This is a genomic window from Yoonia rosea, from assembly GCF_900156505.1.
GTDB lineage: Bacteria > Pseudomonadota > Alphaproteobacteria > Rhodobacterales > Rhodobacteraceae > Yoonia > Yoonia rosea.
This window is the reverse complement of the sequence record NZ_FTPR01000001.1, coordinates 1343607-1362544: the sequence shown is the minus strand read 5'-3', so window position 1 is coordinate 1362544 and position 18938 is coordinate 1343607. Positions and strand designations below refer to the sequence as shown.

The window sequence follows — 18938 nt, the reverse complement described above, 5'->3', positions numbered from 1 at the left end:
GCGGTTTTCCCCGGTCGTGCCGTTATTTTGCGCTCACCTTGATCCTTGCGCTGTGACTGTCCTGATCGGAAACACCCAGCAAAGACGCTGTCATCCGCATCATGCTGTCTTCTTCATCGTCACGGACACCATCCGCCATGACGACCGACCAAAGCGCTTCGATCACGCTCAGGCGGTTTTCATAGGAAACGGCCTCTTTGATGGCGCGGGTAAAGCGGACGGTATCGGGGGCTTGCGCTTCCAGTTCCTCGCATTCGGCGCGGAGTGACGCGGCCTCACTGGCCGAAAGACTATAGCGTGTCATCAACGCCTGATCGATCTGCTGGATCTCGACCTGTGCGTAATCGCCATCGGTACGCGCAACGCGCACCAAAAGCGCGCCAAGCGCCAAGCAGCTGTCGATTTCGTTCATGGGGGCGGGTGCGGGGGCGGTCAGGCGCCTTAGAAAATCTTGAAACATGAAGCTTACATAGGGTCCTTGAACTGATCTTCAAACAGGGCAGAAAGGCGCAGCCCTTCCTCTGCCAATCCATATGGGGCGTTCACAACGAACAAACCAGAGCCGACCATCCGGTGGCCCTCCCGCGCAGGGGGGAAGCGCACTTCATGCGTGAACCCATCGGGCAGAGACGCCTGCAGAGCACGGATCATCGGCTGATGGGGGGCGTCGGTCAGGATCGGATACCAGAGCATGATGACACCGACCCCCCATTTGCGATGCAGCTTGGCGATTGTCGCAGGGATGGTGTCGTAGTCGGATTTTACCTCGTACGAGGGATCAATCAGCAAAAACCCGCGCTTCGGGTCGGGCGGACAGACCGACATGGCCATTTCCCAACCGTCCTGCTGGCGGAAAATCCCGCCATAGGGGGCCATGGTGTCCTTAAGGGCGGCGAATTCTTGCGGATGCAATTCCGACAGGTGGATCGTATCAATATGGCGCAGGCCTTCAGCCGCGATCAGGGGGGAACCGGGATAGGCGTTATCGCCGTATTTCGTGTGAATGCGTCCAAGCACCTGCGCGTAAGGGTGATCCGGCGCAAACCAGTCTTGCGCAACTGCGATGCCCTTCGCCGCCTCGCCGGTTTTTAAGGCGGCGGCATCTTGAAGATCATAAAGACCGCGCCCTGCATGAGTTTCGAGATACGACAGCGGTTTATCTTTGCGTGTCATATAGCTGAGCGCCCATGCCAGCATGCTGTGTTTGTGAACATCGGCCAGATTTCCGGCGTGATAGATGTGCTGATATGAAAGCATGAGGCGCGGCGCCGTCCTTGGGTTGGGTGGCAAGGGCTTAGCGCAGTGGTGTGGGCCTGTCTATCACTGCCACGCTCGCGCGTTTGTGGGTTGTTTGTGTGTGCACGGGCGCTACCATGGGATCAACAGCATTAGGAATTGATATGTTAAAGCGGCTTACCCTTGCGGTTTTCGCCATCACAGCACCGCAGGTCGCGATGGCGCAGGATGCGACGGATGGTGTGACCTTCCGTTTCGGTCTCGGGCCGTCATTTGCGCCCGAGTATTTTGGCAGCGACGAAACAGCGCCCGGTGTGGGTGCGAAGTTTAGGTTGGAAAGCCTGCAACTTGGCGGCATGTCGCTCGGCGGTGCTGAAAATTACGGGCTGGGTGTGACAGGGTCTTTCCGCTTTATCGGTGAGCGCAGTGCCGATGATTTCGGTGAGCTTGCAGGGCTAGAGGATATCGATGCATCACTCGAGCTTGGTGGCGGGCTAGAATTCACGACCCCTTATTATGACGTTTTTGCTGTGCTGCGTTACGGCATCGTTGGGCACGAATCCTTTGTGGCCGAGTTCGGGAGTGACGTGTACTATCGCCCCACCGACCAACTGACCCTGAAAGCGGGTCCGCGCTTTTTGGTAGGCGACGATGATTTTGCGCAAACGTATTTTGGTGTGTCAGGTGCGGACAGCTTGGCCGACTTTTCGGCAGGCGGCGGTCTGGTCAGCGCGGGTGCTGTTGCGGAAGCAACCTATGCTATCAACGATGACTGGGAAGTGATCGGCACTGTGACTTATGACCAGTTTCAATCAGATGCGGCCGACAGCCCGATCACACAATCACAGGATCAGATCAGCGGGAGCATCGTGCTCACACGTAAGATCACCTTCGGTTTCTAGACGCCAGATTTTTTCAAAAAATCTGGGCCAAATCCTCGGAGAGGATTTGATCTCTTAGACTAGACGTGAGGTCTCTACCGCTGCCCGCACGAAATCCGCGAAAAGCGGATGTGGTGCGAAGGGTTTTGATTTCAGCTCCGGATGAAACTGCACGCCGATAAACCATGGGTGATCGGACCACTCGACAATCTCGGGCAGTTTGCCATCCGGTGACATGCCCGAGAACTTCAGGCCGGCCTTTTCCAGAACATCGCGATACTTTACATCCACCTCATAACGGTGGCGGTGGCGCTCTTCGATCGCCGTGGTGTCGTAAATACCCGCAACTTTCGAGCCTTCGGTCAGCGTGGCGTCATAAGCGCCAAGACGCATCGTGCCGCCTTTATCGTCATCGGTCTTGCGCGCCACGGTGTGATTGCCCTGCACCCATTCCTTAAGGTGATAGACGACCGGTTCGAACCGCTTCCCGCCCGCTTCATGGTCGAATTCCTCTGAACCCGCTTTCGCCAGACCGGCCACATTGCGCGCGGCCTCGATCACGGCCATCTGCATGCCGAGGCAAATCCCGAGGTAGGGGATTTTCTTTTCACGAGCGAATTGCGCCGCTTTGATTTTGCCCTCTGTCCCGCGTTCACCAAAACCGCCCGGCACAAGGATCGCATGGAACCCTTCCAGATAGGGGGCGGCATCGTCTTTATCGAAAAGCTCCGCATCGACCCATTCGATCTGCACTTTGACACGGTTGGCCATGCCACCATGGGTCAGCGCCTCGGCGATAGATTTATAGGCATCCTCAAGCTGGGTGTATTTGCCGACGATGGCGACCTTCACCTTGCCTTCAGGGTTATGAATGCGGTCGTAGACGTCATGCCACATCTCGAGTTTCGGCTGCGGGGCAGGGGCAATGCCAAAGGCATCCAGAACCGCTTGGTCAAGGCCTTGATCGTGATAGGCGAGTGGTGCCTCATAAATGGATTTCAGATCATAGGCCGCGACCACAGATTGCTTCCGCACGTTACAGAACAGCGCAATCTTTTCGCGTTCTTTCTCGGGGATCGGTTGTTCGGAACGGCAGACCAGAATATCGGGCGCGATGCCGATGGACTGCAATTCCTTGACCGAGTGTTGCGTCGGTTTCGTCTTCAGCTCACCGGACGCCGCCAGATAGGGCAGCAATGTCAGGTGCATGAAAATGCACTGGCCGCGCGGTTTGTCGTGCGAGAATTGGCGGATCGCTTCAAAGAATGGCAGGCCTTCGATGTCGCCGACTGTGCCTCCGATTTCACAGAGCATGAAATCAACTTCGTCTTCGCCGATACTGATAAAGTCTTTGATCTCGTTGGTCACATGGGGAACAACCTGAATGGTCTTGCCCAGATAATCGCCGCGCCGTTCTTTTTCGAGCACGTTGGAATAGATGCGCCCTGAGCTGACCGAGTCAGTCTTGCGCGCAGGCACGCCTGTAAAGCGTTCGTAGTGGCCAAGGTCCAGATCGGTTTCTGCGCCATCGTCGGTGACGAATACTTCGCCGTGCTCGAAGGGTGACATCGTGCCGGGATCAACGTTGAGGTAGGGGTCAAGCTTGCGCAGCCGTACCGAATAACCACGCGCCTGCAACAAAGCGCCCAAAGCGGCGGATGCAAGCCCTTTGCCAAGTGAGGAGACAACGCCGCCGGTAATGAAAATGAAACGCGCCATTGGCAGGAGACCCCCGTGAAAAATTCCAAAAACTGTGGGAAAGCGAACCCGAAAATTCGCATCATCACGGGATTTGATCTGTAGTGGATTCGGACGCGATTGGCAACCGCTGACCCAACATCATGTTGCCCTACATAGCAGCAGGGCAACAGGTAGTATTTACTTACTCGCCCGCTGGCAGCAGCGGGTCATCACCATTCAGGGAAGGCGGCAACAGGCTATCGCCCAGATCGGGAACCGCGACGCCTTCCTGCACAGGATCGGCGCCAAACCGGTCAGCGACCGAAGACCCGGCGGTATTGCTTGCAGCAATCAATGTCAGCGCGATGGATGTGCAGATAAAAGCCGCAGCCAGTGCCCAGGTAAATTTGCTCATCGCGGTCGGCGCAGGGCGTGAACCGGTTGCACCGCCACCGCCGCCCATCCCAAGACCACCACCCTCGGAGCGCTGCAAAAGCACAGTACCGATCAGGCTGAGCGCGAGGATCAGGTGAATGATGAGGACGACATTTTCCATTTCGGGCCTTTCGGGGCGTTCAAGAACAAGCGGTATCTAAAAGTCTTGGGGCCGTCCCGCAACCCCTGAAAACCCGCTTATTCGTCGATGTCATCCACATCAGCCTGTCCGCTGAGCTTGCGGCGCACAATTGACCACGACAAACCCACCGCCAGAACGATCGAAAGGGCAAAGATACCGATCCACGTATTTACGGAAGGATTGTCCAGACTGATGACACCCTGATCAAACAGAACCCACAGGATCGTGCCGACCACAGCGAGGATCAGAAGCATTCCGAATATCCCGATCGACCGCAGGGTGGCACGCAGATAGATAATGTATCCCACAAAAAGGATCAGACCGAACAGCACTGTCAAAGACAGCTGCGTTTCATAATTCGCCATGCTCCAGCGCACATAATTCCACTGGGTCGGATTATAGGTCGCCACCAGCAACAAAAATGCAAAGACCCAACGAATGACGAAACCCATGATATGCCTCACTTCTTTTCCGTGGGTCGACAATGCCGAGGTCTACCCGTCCTGTCTAGGGTCGCAAATTTGCGGTTTCCCATTGGCGGGGGCAGCGATATAGGGGGGACGCAATCTGCAAAGGAATGAATATTCATGGCAAACGTAGTGGTCGTCGGTGCGCAATGGGGCGATGAAGGCAAAGGCAAGATCGTTGACTGGCTCTCGGAGCGGGCGGATGTGATCGCGCGCTTTCAAGGGGGCCATAACGCGGGCCATACGCTTGTCATTGATGGCGAGGTATTCAAGCTGAACGCGCTGCCTTCGGGCGTGGTGCGCGGCGGGAAACTGTCGGTCATCGGCAATGGCGTGGTGCTGGACCCTTGGCATCTGGTCAAGGAAATCGCCTCGATCCGCAAACAGGGTGTCGTGATTGACCCCAGCACGCTGATGATTGCAGAGAACACGCCACTGATCCTGCCGATTCACGGTGAGCTTGACCGCGCCCGTGAAGAGGCCGCGAGCAAAGGCACCAAGATCGGCACCACGGGCCGTGGCATCGGGCCCGCTTATGAAGACAAGGTCGGCCGCCGCTCGGTCCGCGTCGCTGATCTGGCTGATGCCGCCACTTTGGAGGCCCGCGTTGACCGTGCGTTGCAGCACCATGATCCGCTGCGCAAAGGTCTTGGCATTGAACCGGTCGATCGTGACGCGCTGGTGGCGCAACTCGAAGAAATTGCTGCCGAAATCCTGCCGTTTGCTGCTCCTGTATGGAAAGTGCTGAACGAGCAGCGCAAGGCGGGCAAGCGGATTCTGTTCGAAGGCGCGCAGGGTGCGCTGCTGGATATCGACTTTGGCACCTATCCTTTCGTCACATCCTCGAACGTGATCGCAGGGCAGGCCGCGACTGGCGTAGGCGTTGGCCCCACAGCAATTGATTATGTGCTGGGGATCGTGAAGGCCTATACCACCCGCGTAGGCGAGGGGCCGTTCCCGACCGAGCTGGATGATGCCGATGGCCAGCGTCTGGGCGAACGGGGGCATGAATTTGGCACCGTCACAGGGCGCAAGCGCCGGTGCGGCTGGTTTGACGCGGCTTTGGTGCGCCAGACCTGCGCCACCTCGGGTGTGACAGGCATTTCGCTGACCAAACTGGACGTGCTTGACGGGTTTGAGACGCTCAAGATTTGCGTGGGCTATGAGCTTGACGGCGAAAAGATGGATTACCTGCCAACCGCCGCGGATCAGCAGGCCCGCTGCACACCTGTCTATGAAGAGATCGAGGGGTGGTCCGAATCGACCGAAGGTGCGCGCTCATGGGCGGATTTGCCGGCGCAGGCCATCAAATACGTGCGGCGTATTGAAGAGTTGATCCAATGTCCTGTCGCCCTAGTTTCAACCTCACCCGAGAGAGAGGACACCATTCTGGTGACCGACCCATTCGCAGACTGAGGATAGATGACATATAAAGCGCGGAAAAAACTGGCTCTTTTTGTGCTGGTGGTGGGCTTGCCCATCTACATCATCGTGGCCGTCACGATCATGAGCTATATGATGACCCAAGAGGTGCGCTTTCCGCTGGTGGTGGAGTTCATTGTCTATGTCGTGCTGGGCATTGGCTGGGCATTCCCGCTGAAATGGGTGTTCAAAGGGATCGGGCAACCTGATCCGGACGCGCCAGAGAGCAGTCAGAAATGAAAAAGGCGGGGTCAAAACCCCGCCTTTATCCGTTTTTCGCTGGCCGTCACTCAGCCTTGCGCGGCCTTGTACCCGTCGGGGCGATACTGTGTATTTTCCGCAACCTGGAACCGACCGTTGGCAAGCTTGACCAAGCGGGCCTGACGCAGGAGGCGGCCAAAGCTGCGCAGACCGTCTTCGCGGGAAATCTCGTTTTCCGTTGCGGACTGCACCAGTTTCATCACCTGCGGACGCGAAAAGTCCGCTTCACCCTCGACAAAGCAGATAAACGCACCGGCGGCTTCCAGTTGATCGGTCAGGTCCGACGCACCGTGTGCCGCGGCGAAATCAGCAAAATCGTTGGTTTCCGGCTTTGCGTCGGATTCCTTCAATGTCGCAATCTTGCGCAGACGCTCGGATGCGGCCTCCATTGAGCCTGCGCTTGCTGGCGCAGCGGTTTCCGGCCGCTGCAATGTCTGGCGGTCACCCGCGCCAGGCTTGACCTCTTGCGACTTCACGAGCTTGAGCGGTGGCACGTGTTTGCCTTCAGCTTTTCCCTTCGCCTCATGCGCGCCCAGATCATCTTTGTAGACTTCATCCGCTTCGCGCTTGTCCGCACCTTTGTCGCCCAGCTGCCGTGCGGCTTCTGTCGCGGCGACGGCGGCCTTAAGCTGCGCAAACGCGTCGCGGTGGCGGCGGTTCTCGGGTTGGTTCAGGTGCTGATCCGTCTGCGACATGATCCGGCTCATGGCGTCTTCGACATGGCGGGGTAGGCCGGGACGGGCGAATTCATTGCCCTGACGTGCTGCGATCTCGGCTTCGACCTTGGCGACTTCGGCCTCAAGGTCGAATTCGTCATCGTCATCGTAGTTGTCGTCTTCGATCTGGGACGCCTGCTTTGCGGTCAGCGAAAGTGGGTCTTCGTCCTGCTCTGCCGCAGTGTCATCGGCATCGTCAGACGCATATGCATTGTCGAAATCATCATCGTCGGGAGTGTCATCGTATGCCACGTCTTCTTCGACATCGTCATCTGATTGTGCCGCCACAAGATCGTCCTCGACGTCGTCATCAGCCTCCTCAGCCTCTGTAGCAACTGGCTCATCCGCAGCGCGATCAGCGACCATCAGCTCGTCGTCTTCTTCTTCCTCGGCAGCAAGGGCAGCGGCAATATCCTCGTCAAACTCTGCAGTGCCGAAGACGTTCAAGTCTTCATCTTCGGTCACAGCTGCCTGCGCCTTTGGTGTGTCGTCCTCGATTGGAGCAGCCTCAGCCGCTGCAGCTGTCCGCTTGACCAGATCAGAAAGACGCTGTGACAGCGGGTTGGCCGCCGGTGCCGCAGGTTCGCTCAGGTCTTCCGAAAACTCTTCCGCGCTTGAGGCACTCTTGCGGTCAGCCGCCGCAGCGCGCATGCGCTCCAGCTTGTCGGCGACGCTGGCAAGATTGTCAGCATATGATCCGTCCTCATCCTCATCAACCGCATCATCTTCGGCGTCTTCAAGTGACGGGTCGTACATTTCCGCGTCGTCAAAATAGTCATCCGCGTCATCTTCTTCGTCATCGAGCGCGGCGGGGGCAACATCCTCACTGGGCTGACGGACGCGCAGGCTGACGTGATTGTCTTCGCCTTCGATGTCCACAGCGACACCGGTCTGCTCTTCTGTCAGGAGGGCAAGCGTTTCCATGTCGGGCGCAAGAGGCTCTGTGTCCATAAAGCGATCGTGGCCGGCGAGATCGTGGAAGAATGACACAACCATCTTCATTGTCTCGACAGAATCTTCGAAACCTTCCAGACGGCAAGAGAAGTTGCCGTAGGTCACGTCAAGGACTTGCGTGTTTTCATCCATCATAAAGCGCTTTCTTTCATTAATCAGCGGCGGCCCGCTAGACACATCATCATTCTTAATTGAAAACAAGAACACGTCCCATTGAGGATCATATTATGACCCTTTTGAGGAATGTTTGTGAATAGAGGTGTAATCATTGCCTGGCAAACCCATTGTTTCAAGTAATAACGCAATCTGTCTCGTTGGAGGAGCCCCAATCGCAGATGATGCCATTTCGGCGGTTTTTACCTTTGTGAACAGCTTTGTAGGGGTGGATGGTGGTGCAGATCACCTCTTGGCGGCCGGCGTGACACCGGCGGCGGTGATCGGGGATCTCGATAGCCTTTCAGACGCGGCACGTGCCACATTTGCACAGCAGCTCAATCATATTCCCGAGCAGTCAACGACAGATTTTGAAAAGGCACTCACACGGGTCAGCGCGCCCGTGGTGCTGGGCGTTGGATTTACCGGTGGCCGATTGGATCATGCGCTTTCGGTACTGAACGTTCTGGCGCGCTATGCGGAACGGGCTGTCCTGCTGGTTGACGCGCATGAGGTGAGTTTCTTAGCAACTCTGGGCCATGTCGCTTTCACCGCAGCGCCCGGGACCCGCATATCCCTCATGCCTCTGGGACAGGCGACAGTCACTTTCAGCGGTGTGCGCTGGCCCTTTGCGCAGACGCGCATGGCGCCGGACGGTTTTACCAGCCCTTCCAATGAAGCGTCAGGCGGTGTGGTCACGATTGAAACGGACGGGCCTGTTCTGGTTACCCTGCCGCGCGCGCATCTGGCGCTTGCAATGAAAGCTGCCGTTCGCGCAAAATGACGTAAAGCCCCGCACCAACGGTGATACAGATACCGATCGCGGCCAGCCCGTTTGGCAAGTCAGAAAAGACGATCCAGCCAATCGCCGTACCCATGGGGATTTCGAGGTACTGCATTGGTGCAAGGGTCGACGCCGGCGCAAACCGCAAGCTCCATGTCATGATTAGATGCGCGAATGTGCCAAGCACCCCTAGAGCGGCCAAAAGGCCCCACGTTGCTGCATCATAGCTGAATGACACCGTGCCAGTCGCCGCCGGAAACACCAGATAGAGCGCAAGAATGAGCAAGCTCGCCTGTACGCCGCTGATCGCTTGGAGTCTGATCGGATCAAGTGCGCGCGCCACCTTGCGGGTCACCATCATGAAGAGCGCAAAGACAACAGCAACGCCCAAAGGCAACAGCGCCGGATAACCGACCTCGACAAAGTTGGGCTGGATCACCAGAAGCGTGCCGAAAAAGCCGACAGCGCAGGCCACCATCCGGTGTATGCCCACCTCCTCACTCATGGCGAAATGGCCCAAAATCAACATGATAAACGGCATAACGAATGCAATCGCCAGCGCGTCGGCCAGTGGCAGATAACGCAATGCGCTGAACATCAGGCCGATGCCCAGAATATGCAGTACAGTGCGGATCAGCGTCCAAAGCCAGAGCCTGCGGGATAAGCGCAGGCCTTGGCCGCTCACGGCGACAATCGGCAAAAGCATTAAGGCCTGCACAGCAAACCGCGCGAAAAGCAGCACCATAAGCGCCACCGTGCCGCCCAATATCTTAGCGATGCTATCACCCAACGGGGCTAGCACACAAAAACACAGCATCAGCATGACGCCAAGAAAAGGACGGTCGGTCGACATCATTTCACACTAGGCAGGGAACACGCCTGCGTCAAAAGCCGGCTTTAGCAATTGGGCACGTTCACGGCCAAACCACCCAGCGCTGTTTCCTTGTATTTCTCGCTCATATCCATACCGGTCTGGCGCATCGTCTCAATCGCGACATCCAGCGAGACAAGATGCACACCATCGCCGCGCAAGGCCAACGACGCGGCCGAGACCGCCTTGATCGCCCCCAGCCCATTGCGCTCGATACAGGGAACTTGCACGAGCCCTTTCACAGGATCACACGTCATCCCCAAGTGATGTTCCAGCGCGATTTCTGCCGCGTTTTCAATTTGCTCTGGGGTGCCGCCAAGAACGGCCGCAAGGCCGGCCGCGGCCATGGCAGCGGCGCTTCCGACCTCGGCCTGACAGCCGCATTCGGCACCGGAAATCGAGGCGTTGTATTTGATCAACCCACCCACGGCCGCCGCCGTCAGCAGGAATTCCGGCACCCGCGTTGCCGTGGCACCCGGCACATGATCCAGCCAATAGCGGATCGTCGCAGGGATCACCCCTGCAGCCCCGTTGGTAGGGGCGGTCACGACTTGCCCACCGGCGGCATTCTCTTCGTTCACGGCCATCGCATAGGTCGACATAAAATCATTGATCGTGTGGGGCGCGGTCAGGTTCATGCCCCGCTCGGCCTGCAGCGCGTCATAAATGCCCTTGGCGCGCCTGCGCACCTGCAATCCGCCGGGCAAAATCCCGCCAGTCTCAAGCCCGCGGTTGATGCAGTTGTTCATAACCTCCCAAATCCGCGCGAGGCCTTTGTCCAGATCGGCACCGGGCATCCGTGAAAGTTCGTTGGCCCGCTTCATGGCGGCGATGCTCTTGCCGGATTTGGCGGCCATCTCGAGCATTTCCTGCGCAGTTTGGAACGGGTAGGGCACAGCGGGGCCTGTGTCACTGTCTTTGCCGGCGTTCAGCTCGGCTTCGGTCAATACAAAGCCCCCGCCGATAGAATAATAGGTGACTTGGGTGATGACATCGCCTTGTGCGTCTGTGCCGCGCAGGATCAGCCCGTTGGCGTGGCCGGGCAAGGCGGGGCCATAGTCAAAAAGCAGGTCGTCCTTGGGATGAAACGCCAGCGTGCCAAGGCCATGTGGCGTGACTGTATGCTCTGTGGCGATGCGGGCCAGCTCTGCATCCGCTTTGCCGGCATCATAATCATCCGCGCGAAACCCCGCGAGACCAAGGATCACCGCGCGGTCCGTGGCGTGACCGATACCCGTGAAGGCCAGACTGCCATGTAGCGAGGCACGCACACCCGCAACCCCGAAAGGCAACGCGCGCAAATGGTCCAGAAACCGTGCAGCAGCCACCATCGGCCCGATGGTGTGGGACGACGAGGGGCCGACGCCCACTTTGAACATATCGAAAACCGATAAAAACATGCTAGAGCGCTGATCCTTCTGGTGGGGTGCAAGGTGCTGGTCGCGAAATCGGGGTGGGTCCCAAACCCTCCGCAAATGCCACCCTAATGGTACTTTCGCGCGCGTCCATACGTTTGGCAAATGCCGTCAGTCGCGGCCAGTTTTCAAGATCAAACCAATCTGCACCGCCACCATAGAGTGCCGCCCACCGCAGCATCGGTGCAAGATAACAGGCGTGGAGACTGCTGGCCGCACTGTCCAGCCAAGGGGTGGTTTGCGCGGCCGCCAGCAGATCAAGCTGGGCCCGCAAGCGCTGTTGCGCCATGCTTTGGACCGCGCCGCTGTCGCCGTTTGTGTATTGGCTTGGATAGAACGTCATCCGCAACGTGTGGTGCAGCGTATTGGCCAGCCAGAGCATCCATTGCAGCGCGTGCATTCGCGCGGGCGTACCTACACGCGGCATCAATTTGTCATCCGTCTCGGCCAGCCACATCAAGATTGCGGCGGTTTCAAACACCGGCCCGTGGGGCGTTTCAAGAACAGGGATCAGCCCATTGGGGTTCAGCGCCAGATACGCAGGGGATTTTTGCGCTTTTGCTGCGCGGTCCACCAGAACAGTCTCATAAGGTATGGCCATTTCCTCGAGCGCCAATCGCACGCAAAGCGAGGCGTTGTCAGGGGCGTAGTGCAGGCGCAAGATCTGGCTCATGACCCGTGTGTAGCGGAACACGCAGGCTGTTCACTTGCCAAATACGACATCCGCCCGCGAAAAACGCAGCGCCGCGCGGGCGCATCTGACCTTTCGTTAATTGGGGCCTCGCCCCCGGCGTTGTTCTTGCATATAAAGCGCCGGTAACGATTTCGGAGTGGATTTATGTCGGGTGAACTCTCCCCCATCGACAAAGCAAAATTTGTCGCGGCCAAACAAGCGACAGAGTTTGTCGAATCCGGGATGAAAGTTGGCCTTGGCACAGGGTCCACCGCCGAGTGGCTGGTGCAGTGTCTGGGCGAGATGGTGCGCGAAGAAGGCCTCAAGATCAAAGGCGTGCCTACGTCCAAGCGCACAGCGTTGCTGGCTAAGAAGGTTGGGATCGATATCATGACATTGGATGAGGCCAAGTGGCTTGATCTGACCTTTGACGGGGCCGATGAGTTTGATGAGAACCTGAACTTGATCAAGGGCGGAGGCGGGGCGCATCTGCATGAAAAGATTGTGGCCACTGCAAGCGACCGCGTTTTGGTGATCGCCGATGCCAGCAAGAAAGTGGACACGCTGGGGGCTTTCCCCCTGCCGGTCGAGGTTGTCCCTTTCGGATTGTCAGTCACCCAAGGGCTGATTGCTGAAACGCTGACCGGTATGGATGTCTTGGGGCGGGATGTGGTGTTGCGGATGAAAGGCGACCAGCCTTTTGTGACGGAAGAGGGGAACTTTATCCTCGATCTGCACCTGAAACGGATCGGCAACCCCCGCCAACTCAGCTTTGTGATCAACCAGATCCCTGGCGTTGTGGAAAACGGGCTTTTCATTGATATCTGCGATGTTGTCATCGTGGGTCACGGCGATGGCCGCGTGACCACCCGTGACATCACCAACAACGCGGCCAATGTGATCCGGTTCGATATTCTGGATGATGACAACATCTTTGTCGATATCGCGGACTAATCTTTACCCGATGGAATTCAAACGCACACAGCGCCAGCATTTCTTTACCATTCTGACGTTCATCATGGTCAGCTGGCTCTGGTACGATCTTATCACGTCGGGTACCACGACCGAAGTCGTACTTGGTCTGTTATGTGGGGTCTGGGCCGCCTTTATCGCCTATAGCTATCTGCGCACCCCCAGTCTGGGCCGGTTGGACCCCGATGGTCTGACACTCCATCGCCCACTGCGCACAGTCTCGTTCAAGTGGGATGAGTTGCAATGGGCCAGTATTGGTGCGGATCGACGTGCCTTGATCTTTGCCTATCGCCATCAAGGGGACGTGAAAGATCGTTACATCGGTTGTAGCCGCAGGATACTGACCCCAGATGCGCTGGATGCTATCACCGCGGCCTTGCAGGCCGCGCGACCCAATCTACCTTCAAGCCCGCCAGAGGCAGAAAACGGAGCCAAAACATGACTTTCGACTATGATCTTTTTGTAATCGGTGGTGGCTCTGGCGGTGTTCGTGCGGCGCGCGTCGCGGCCGCAACAGGCGCGAAGGTCGGTCTGGCCGAAGAATACCGCATGGGCGGCACCTGCGTGATCCGCGGTTGTGTGCCCAAAAAGCTGATGGTGTTTGCTTCGGGCTATTCCGAGATGTTTGACGACGCCCGCGCGTATGGCTGGGATGTGCAGGAGGGGCCCTTTGACTGGTCCAAATTCAGCGCCAAGCTGAACACCGAGCTGGACCGTCTGGAAGGCATTTACCGCAAGCTGCTGGATGGGTCTGGGGTGGAAATCATTGATGCGCGCGCGAAGGTGAAAGACCCCCACACGGTGACGCTTTCAACGGGCAAGGATGTGACCGCCAAGCACATTCTCATCGCAACGGGCGGGCGCCCGGTCATTCCGGAAATGCCGGGGGCCGAACTGGGCATTACGTCGAACGAGATTTTCCTGCTGGACGAGATGCCGAAATCCATCCTGATTGTGGGCGGCGGCTATATTGCGTCCGAGTTTGCAGGCATCCTGAACGGGCTAGGTGTGCAGGTAACGCAATTCTATCGCGGTGCCCAAATTCTGCGCGGCTTTGATGATGAGGCCCGCGGTCTGGTGGCCGAAGGGATGCGTGCCAAAGGCGTCGATCTGCACCTTGGCACCAACATCGTCGAAATGCGCGCCGCAACAGCCGAGGATCTGGCAGGCGTGCATAAAAGCGTTCCCATGGAGGGCGGCAAACCTGCAACCTTGCCGCAGAAATCAGCCGGGCACGGTATCTGGGTCAAGGCGACCAATGGCACCGAAAAGGTCTATGATCAGGTCATGTTCGCCACCGGTCGCGCGCCCAACACAGAAGATATGGGGCTTGAGGAGGCAGGCGTCGAAGTTGGCCGTCGTGGCGAAATCGTTGTCGATGAGTATAGCCAAACGCGCGTCCCTTCGATCTATGCGATCGGTGATGTGACCAATCGCGTACAACTGACACCCGTAGCGATCCGCGAGGGCATGGCTTTTGTGGAAACGGTCTTTAAGGGCAACCCCACTGCCGTTGATCACGAACTGATCCCCTCGGCTGTCTTTACCCAGCCCGAACTGGGCACCGTCGGTCTGACCGAAGAGGAAGCCCGCGAGAAAGAACCGATTGAAGTCTATTGCACATCCTTCAAGCCAATGAACCACTCTTTTGCGGGGCGTGAAGACAGAGTATTGATGAAACTCGTGGTCAGCAAAGAAACCCGCACGGTTCTGGGCTGTCATATCGTCGCAGATCATGCGGGCGAGATGATCCAGCTGGCGGGGATTGCTGTGAAAATGGGCGCTACAAAGGAAGATTTTGACCGCACTGTTGCGGTTCATCCGACAATGGCCGAAGAACTTGTGACAATGAAGGAACCCGTGCGCAGCGCTTGATTTCGTGAAATCAAAGCACACATGGCACAATGACAGAGACGTAAGCGAAACACGCTGAAAGGAAGCATAGGAAGACAATGGCAGGCAACAACGGTGGCCCTTGGGGCGGCGGCGGAAACAACGGATCGGGCGGCGGCGATGACAATCGCGGCGGCGGCGGCCGTAAGCCCAACAATGATGGTCCGAATATTCCCGAGATTGACGAGCTGGTGAATAAAGGCCGCGAGCAGTTGCGTGTCCTGATGGGCGGCGGCGGCGGACGTAGCGGGTCAGGTGGCACGGGTGGCGACGGTCCGCAAATGACGCGCGGCACTGTGGGCCTTGGTATTCTTGCTGTCGCGGCGCTCTGGCTTTACGCCTCTTTCTACACAGTGCGGCCCGAAGAACGCGCCGTTGAGTTGTTTCTGGGTGACTTTCTCGAAATCGGCGAACCCGGTCTGAACTTTGCGCCATGGCCGATCGTGACCCGCGAGGTGATCACGGTTACGACCGAGCGTAACATCGACATCGGTGTCAGCCGTACGGGTTCGGAAGCGGGCCTGATGCTGACCGGTGACGAGAATATCGTCGATATCGACTTTCAGGTTGTCTGGAACATTGTCGATCCCGAAGAATATCTGTTCAATCTGGCCAACCCGCCCCAGACAATCGAAGCTGTGGCTGAATCAGCGATGCGCGAGATTATCTCGCAATCCGAACTGGCCCCGATCCTGAACCGTGACCGCGGTGCGATTGCAGACCGGTTGCGCGACATGATCCAGGAAACGCTGGATAGCTACGACTCCGGTATCGCCGTCATTCGTGTCAACTTTGACAAGGCCGACCCGCCCGAACCCGTCATTGCGTCTTTCCGCGCGGTGCAGGACGCCGAGCAGGAACGTGACCGGGTACAGAACGTGGCCGATGCCTATGCCAATCAGGTGGTTGCAGAAGCCCGTGGTCGGGCGGCACAGATCCTAGAGCAGGCCGAAGGTTACCGTGCCCGCGTGGTCAATGAGGCCGAAGGTGAAGCCAGCCGGTTTACCGCGGTTCTTACGGAATATGCCCGCGCCCCGGAAGTCACTCGCAAGCGCCTTTATCTTGAAACAATGGAATCTGTGCTGGGTGGTGTCGATATCATCCTGCTGGACGAAGGCCAGGGCGGAGGACAGGGCGTTGTGCCATACCTGCCGCTGAACGAACTGCGCCGCACTCCGACAACTGGAGGAACCAACTGATGCGTAAATCAGCATTTCTTTTGCCCGCAGTCGCGGTTGTTGTGATCGGTGCGCTGTCTTCGGTCTTCGTGGTGGATGAACGCGAGAAGGCACTGGTGCTCCAGTTCGGCCAGATCGTGAGAGTCAAAGAAGATCCGGGTCTCGGTTTTAAAATACCGCTTATTCAAGAGGTCGTGCGTTACGACGACCGCATTCTGAGCCGTGATCTGGAACCGCTCGAGGTCACACCAGCCGATGACCGCCGTCTTGTGGTTGACGCATTCGCGCGTTACCGCATCGTTGATGTCGAACAGTTCCGTCGCGCCGTTGGTGCGGGTGGCGAAGAGGCTGCAGCCCTGCGTCTGGACAGTATCCTGCGGGCTGAAACCCGCGAGGTTCTGGGTTCTGTTACATCCAACGACATTCTGTCGGTGGACCGTGCGGCGCTGATGTTGCGCATTCGCAATCAGGCCATTGAGGAAGCGCGCCCTCTGGGTTTGCAGGTTCTTGACGTGCGCCTGAAGCGGACTGACCTGCCGACCGAGAACCTTAATGCCACCTATGAGCGGATGAAGGCCGAGCGTGACCGCGAAGCCGCCGACGAACGCGCCCGCGGTAACGAAGCTGCCCAGCGTATCCGCGCCGGTGCTGACCGTACGGTGATCGAACTGGTGTCCGAGGCAGAACGCGAAAGCCAGATCATTCAGGGTGAGGCCGATGCCCGCCGGAACGAAATCTTCGCAGAAGCCTTTGGCGCCGATCCGGAATTCTTTGAATTCTACCGGTCAATGACGGCCTATCAGCGTTCGCTGACACCGGGCAATTCGACGTTGGTCCTGTCGCCCGATAACGAGTTCTTCAACTATTTGAAGTCTGATCAGGGTCGTGCCGCAGGCGAATAGCCTATCTGCATAATGTTCTCAAAAGGGCCAGCCATCGTGCTGGCCCTTTTTTTTGCCTCGCAGCAGCGCAAGTGTTTCAAGGCGCGCACAAAAAATCACAGGGTATTGAGAATTTGAGTGTGAAGTTTGCGTTGCACAATTCGCGCCCTACATAGAACATCAGAAGATGAGTAGGGTCGCGGTCTTGCGCCCCGGTTTCAACAAAAGGAGATTTGCCGTGAAGTCCAAGGCAATCGCAGTCAGTCGAGATCAGCAGCGCACGCGTGGTCTTTTGATGGCTTTCGTCACGACCTTGGCGGTCGCTTTCGCCATGGTCCTTGCGCAGGTGACATTCGCCAGCGCGCAGCAACGTCCCGAAACATTCGCTGATCTGGCCGAACAGGTCAGCCCGGCCGTCGTCAACATCACGACCAGCACGACCGTGGCCGGTCGGACAGGGCCTCAGGGGCTTGTTCCTGACGGGTCACCATTTGAGGATTTCTTCAACGATCTTGACCGGGGGCCGGGACAAGGCACACGACGTTCTTCGGCGCTGGGCTCCGGTTTCGTGATCTCCGAGGATGGTTTCATCGTGACCAACAACCACGTGATTGAAGGTGCGGATGAAATCCTGATTGAATTCTTCCCGGGCGGTGAACCCGGTGTGCCCGCCGAGCTGATCGGTACAGACCCCAATACAGATATCGCCGTTCTGAAAGTAGACCTTGATAATCTGCCATTCGTTGAATTCGGTGACAGCAACGCCGAGGGCGCACGCGTCGGTGACTGGGTCATGGCGATGGGGAACCCGCTGGGGCAGGGCTTTTCGGTCTCTGCCGGCATCGTGTCTGCCCGCAACCGTGCGCTTTCCGGCACCTATGACGACTACATCCAGACCGACGCTGCCATCAACCGTGGTAACTCGGGTGGCCCGCTGTTCAATATGGACGGTGAGGTCATCGGCGTGAACACCGCGATCCTGTCGCCCAATGGCGGCTCGATCGGTATCGGTTTCGCAATGTCATCGGCCGTTGTAACCAATGTGGTGGATCAGCTGATCGAATACGGTGAAACCCGCCGTGGGTGGCTGGGTGTCCGTATTCAGGACGTCACACCAGATATGGTCGAAGCGATCGAAGGTCTGGATATGGCCCGCGGTGCGCTGGTCACTGATGTACCGCCCGGACCGGCCGAAAACGCCGGGATGTTGGCGGGTGATGTGATCCTGAATTTCGACGGGATCGAGATTGAAGATACGCGTGAACTGGTGCGCATCGTCGGCAACTCACCGGTAGGTACAGAAGTTCCTGTCGCCGTGCTGCGTGATGGCGACATGGAAGACCTGCTTGTTGTCTTGGGGCGTCGTGAAACGTCCGAGGCGGTGGCCTTCCCAGCTTCGACAGAAGAGGCCGAGCCAGAGCAGTCCGAAATCCTTGGTTTGACGCTCTCTGAAATCACGCCCGAACTGACCGATCAGTTTTCATTGACTGTCGATACAGGTCTGGTGATCACGGCGATTGATCAGGAGTCCGAGGCTGCATCCAAAGGCTTGCTGGAAGGCGACGTGATCACCGAAGCCGGCCAAGAGGCGGTGGCCAAGATTTCGGATCTGGAAGATCGGATCGAAGCAGCCACCGAGGCAGGACGTAAGTCGTTGCTGCTGCTGGTGCGTCGCGGCGGAGACCCGCGTTTTGTTGCTCTCGTTCTGGAAGAGTAGGCGATCACAATAGAGACAAGAAAAGGCGGCCCCTGAGGCCGCCTTTTTCATGCGATGATCGGGACCCCGAGACGGGCTTGCGACAACAGTCAGGTTGCGTGTGGCCCCGGTGCACAAAGCTGTCAGCGACTGATATCTGTCAAATTGGGGGTGGCGAGCCCGAATAACGTGCACTACTTAAGTCTGGACCAGAACGATTTCATAAGG

At 57.7% G+C, this 18938-nt stretch carries 19 protein-coding genes; 10 read left to right on the top strand and 9 right to left on the bottom strand.

From position 1 onward, the window contains the following. Positions 1 to 22 precede the first annotated feature (22 nt). Positions 23 to 460, bottom strand: coding sequence for a tellurite resistance TerB family protein (locus B0B09_RS06665; RefSeq protein ID WP_076658924.1), 438 nt, complete (start codon positions 458 to 460; stop codon positions 23 to 25). A 5-nt stretch (positions 461 to 465) separates the two neighbouring features. After that, positions 466 to 1257, bottom strand: coding sequence for a 23S rRNA (adenine(2030)-N(6))-methyltransferase RlmJ (rlmJ, locus tag B0B09_RS06660; protein WP_076658923.1), 792 nt, complete (start codon positions 1255 to 1257; stop codon positions 466 to 468). 143 nt (positions 1258 to 1400) lie between these two features. Between rlmJ and B0B09_RS06655 the strand changes: the two genes are divergently transcribed. Beyond that, complete coding sequence (locus tag B0B09_RS06655; RefSeq protein WP_076658922.1) at positions 1401 to 2138, top strand: MipA/OmpV family protein; 738 nt, start codon at positions 1401 to 1403, stop codon at positions 2136 to 2138. Positions 2139 to 2192: 54 nt separating this feature from the next. Here the strand turns inward: B0B09_RS06655 and pyrG are convergent, their stop codons facing one another. The 3 genes from pyrG to B0B09_RS06640 all read right to left on the bottom strand — a co-directional run bounded on the left by pyrG (position 2193) and on the right by B0B09_RS06640 (position 4826). Next, complete coding sequence (pyrG, locus tag B0B09_RS06650; RefSeq protein WP_076658921.1) at positions 2193 to 3836, bottom strand: CTP synthase; 1644 nt, start codon at positions 3834 to 3836, stop codon at positions 2193 to 2195. A gap of 163 nt (positions 3837 to 3999) precedes the next feature. Next, a complete protein-coding gene (secG, locus tag B0B09_RS06645) occupies positions 4000 to 4353 on the bottom strand; it encodes a preprotein translocase subunit SecG (protein ID WP_055296621.1) in 354 nt (117 codons plus the stop codon). A gap of 77 nt (positions 4354 to 4430) precedes the next feature. Beyond that, on the bottom strand, positions 4431 to 4826 hold the full coding sequence (locus B0B09_RS06640) for a DUF6524 family protein (RefSeq protein WP_076658920.1): 396 nt from the start codon (positions 4824 to 4826) through the stop codon (positions 4431 to 4433). Positions 4827 to 4961: 135 nt separating this feature from the next. Here B0B09_RS06640 and B0B09_RS06635 point away from each other — a divergent pair, with 135 nt between their 5' ends. After that, positions 4962 to 6257 (top strand): adenylosuccinate synthase, encoded by a 1296-nt coding sequence (locus tag B0B09_RS06635; RefSeq protein ID WP_076658919.1) that lies wholly within the window; start codon positions 4962 to 4964, stop codon positions 6255 to 6257. A gap of 6 nt (positions 6258 to 6263) precedes the next feature. Continuing rightward, the gene (locus tag B0B09_RS06630) at positions 6264 to 6503 is read left to right on the top strand and encodes a DUF2842 domain-containing protein (RefSeq protein WP_076658918.1); all 240 of its coding nucleotides are present in this window, start codon (positions 6264 to 6266) and stop codon (positions 6501 to 6503) included. A gap of 50 nt (positions 6504 to 6553) precedes the next feature. On the opposite strand, the gene B0B09_RS06625 is transcribed toward B0B09_RS06630, so the two are convergent. Beyond that, on the bottom strand, positions 6554 to 8329 hold the full coding sequence (locus tag B0B09_RS06625) for a hypothetical protein (RefSeq protein ID WP_242654355.1): 1776 nt from the start codon (positions 8327 to 8329) through the stop codon (positions 6554 to 6556). 229 nt (positions 8330 to 8558) lie between these two features. On the opposite strand from B0B09_RS06625, the gene B0B09_RS06620 reads away from it, so the two are divergent. Then, complete coding sequence (locus B0B09_RS06620) at positions 8559 to 9131, top strand: thiamine diphosphokinase (RefSeq protein WP_242654354.1); 573 nt, start codon at positions 8559 to 8561, stop codon at positions 9129 to 9131. On the opposite strand, the gene B0B09_RS06615 is transcribed toward B0B09_RS06620, so the two are convergent. From B0B09_RS06615 to B0B09_RS06605, 3 genes are read right to left on the bottom strand one after another with little or no spacing between them, the layout of a single operon-like run. Then, positions 9073 to 9984 carry a DMT family transporter gene (locus tag B0B09_RS06615; RefSeq protein ID WP_076659833.1) on the bottom strand — a complete coding sequence of 304 codons (912 nt, stop codon included), beginning with the start codon at positions 9982 to 9984 and terminating at the stop codon, positions 9073 to 9075. The two genes, B0B09_RS06620 and B0B09_RS06615, sit on opposite strands and share 59 nt — an antisense overlap. Before the next feature lie 44 nt (positions 9985 to 10028). Continuing rightward, the gene (locus B0B09_RS06610; protein WP_076658916.1) at positions 10029 to 11402 is read right to left on the bottom strand and encodes an L-serine ammonia-lyase; all 1374 of its coding nucleotides are present in this window, start codon (positions 11400 to 11402) and stop codon (positions 10029 to 10031) included. A 1-nt stretch (position 11403) separates the two neighbouring features. After that, positions 11404 to 12111 (bottom strand): glutathione S-transferase family protein, encoded by a 708-nt coding sequence (locus tag B0B09_RS06605; protein ID WP_311135452.1) that lies wholly within the window; start codon positions 12109 to 12111, stop codon positions 11404 to 11406. A 144-nt stretch (positions 12112 to 12255) separates the two neighbouring features. Between B0B09_RS06605 and rpiA the strand changes: the two genes are divergently transcribed. The 6 genes from rpiA (at position 12256) to B0B09_RS06575 (ending at position 18731) form a co-directional block, all read left to right on the top strand. After that, a complete protein-coding gene (gene rpiA / locus B0B09_RS06600; protein WP_055296635.1) occupies positions 12256 to 13044 on the top strand; it encodes a ribose-5-phosphate isomerase RpiA in 789 nt (262 codons plus the stop codon). Between the two features lie 10 nt (positions 13045 to 13054). Beyond that, the gene (locus B0B09_RS06595; protein WP_076658914.1) at positions 13055 to 13504 is read left to right on the top strand and encodes a PH domain-containing protein; all 450 of its coding nucleotides are present in this window, start codon (positions 13055 to 13057) and stop codon (positions 13502 to 13504) included. Beyond that, positions 13501 to 14937: a glutathione-disulfide reductase gene (gor, locus tag B0B09_RS06590; protein WP_076658913.1), complete on the top strand. Its 1437-nt coding sequence runs from the start codon at positions 13501 to 13503 to the stop codon at positions 14935 to 14937. The genes B0B09_RS06595 and gor overlap by 4 nt, the downstream gene beginning before the upstream one ends. A 77-nt stretch (positions 14938 to 15014) precedes the next feature. Further along, positions 15015 to 16154: an FtsH protease activity modulator HflK gene (gene hflK / locus B0B09_RS06585; RefSeq protein WP_076658912.1), complete on the top strand. Its 1140-nt coding sequence runs from the start codon at positions 15015 to 15017 to the stop codon at positions 16152 to 16154. Further along, positions 16154 to 17035 (top strand): protease modulator HflC, encoded by an 882-nt coding sequence (gene hflC, locus B0B09_RS06580; protein ID WP_076658911.1) that lies wholly within the window; start codon positions 16154 to 16156, stop codon positions 17033 to 17035. Before hflK ends, hflC begins: the two co-directional genes overlap by 1 nt. 274 nt (positions 17036 to 17309) lie before the next feature. Then, entirely contained in the window at positions 17310 to 18731 is a 1422-nt protein-coding gene (locus B0B09_RS06575) for a Do family serine endopeptidase (RefSeq protein ID WP_076659832.1), read from the top strand. Positions 18732 to 18938 lie beyond the last annotated feature (207 nt).

Bases quoted from the DNA above. Each gene is read 5' to 3' on its own strand.
- B0B09_RS06665 (WP_076658924.1), bottom strand. From the start codon at position 460: ATGTTTCAAGATTTTCTAAGGCGCCTGACCGCCCCCGCACCCGCCCCC.
- rpiA (WP_055296635.1), top strand. From the start codon at position 12,256: ATGTCGGGTGAACTCTCCCCCATCGACAAAGCAAAATTTGTCGCGGCC.
- B0B09_RS06575 (WP_076659832.1), top strand. From the start codon at position 17,310: ATGGCTTTCGTCACGACCTTGGCGGTCGCTTTCGCCATGGTCCTTGCG.
- gor (WP_076658913.1), top strand. From the start codon at position 13,501: ATGACTTTCGACTATGATCTTTTTGTAATCGGTGGTGGCTCTGGCGGT.
- B0B09_RS06635 (WP_076658919.1), top strand. From the start codon at position 4,962: ATGGCAAACGTAGTGGTCGTCGGTGCGCAATGGGGCGATGAAGGCAAA.
- pyrG (WP_076658921.1), bottom strand. From the start codon at position 3,836: ATGGCGCGTTTCATTTTCATTACCGGCGGCGTTGTCTCCTCACTTGGC.
- B0B09_RS06615 (WP_076659833.1), bottom strand. From the start codon at position 9,984: ATGTCGACCGACCGTCCTTTTCTTGGCGTCATGCTGATGCTGTGTTTT.
- B0B09_RS06630 (WP_076658918.1), top strand. From the start codon at position 6,264: ATGACATATAAAGCGCGGAAAAAACTGGCTCTTTTTGTGCTGGTGGTG.
- hflC (WP_076658911.1), top strand. From the start codon at position 16,154: ATGCGTAAATCAGCATTTCTTTTGCCCGCAGTCGCGGTTGTTGTGATC.
- B0B09_RS06610 (WP_076658916.1), bottom strand. From the start codon at position 11,402: ATGTTTTTATCGGTTTTCGATATGTTCAAAGTGGGCGTCGGCCCCTCG.
- B0B09_RS06640 (WP_076658920.1), bottom strand. From the start codon at position 4,826: ATGGGTTTCGTCATTCGTTGGGTCTTTGCATTTTTGTTGCTGGTGGCG.
- B0B09_RS06595 (WP_076658914.1), top strand. From the start codon at position 13,055: ATGGAATTCAAACGCACACAGCGCCAGCATTTCTTTACCATTCTGACG.
- secG (WP_055296621.1), bottom strand. From the start codon at position 4,353: ATGGAAAATGTCGTCCTCATCATTCACCTGATCCTCGCGCTCAGCCTG.
- B0B09_RS06625 (WP_242654355.1), bottom strand. From the start codon at position 8,329: ATGATGGATGAAAACACGCAAGTCCTTGACGTGACCTACGGCAACTTC.
- rlmJ (WP_076658923.1), bottom strand. From the start codon at position 1,257: ATGCTTTCATATCAGCACATCTATCACGCCGGAAATCTGGCCGATGTT.
- B0B09_RS06655 (WP_076658922.1), top strand. From the start codon at position 1,401: ATGTTAAAGCGGCTTACCCTTGCGGTTTTCGCCATCACAGCACCGCAG.
- hflK (WP_076658912.1), top strand. From the start codon at position 15,015: ATGGCAGGCAACAACGGTGGCCCTTGGGGCGGCGGCGGAAACAACGGA.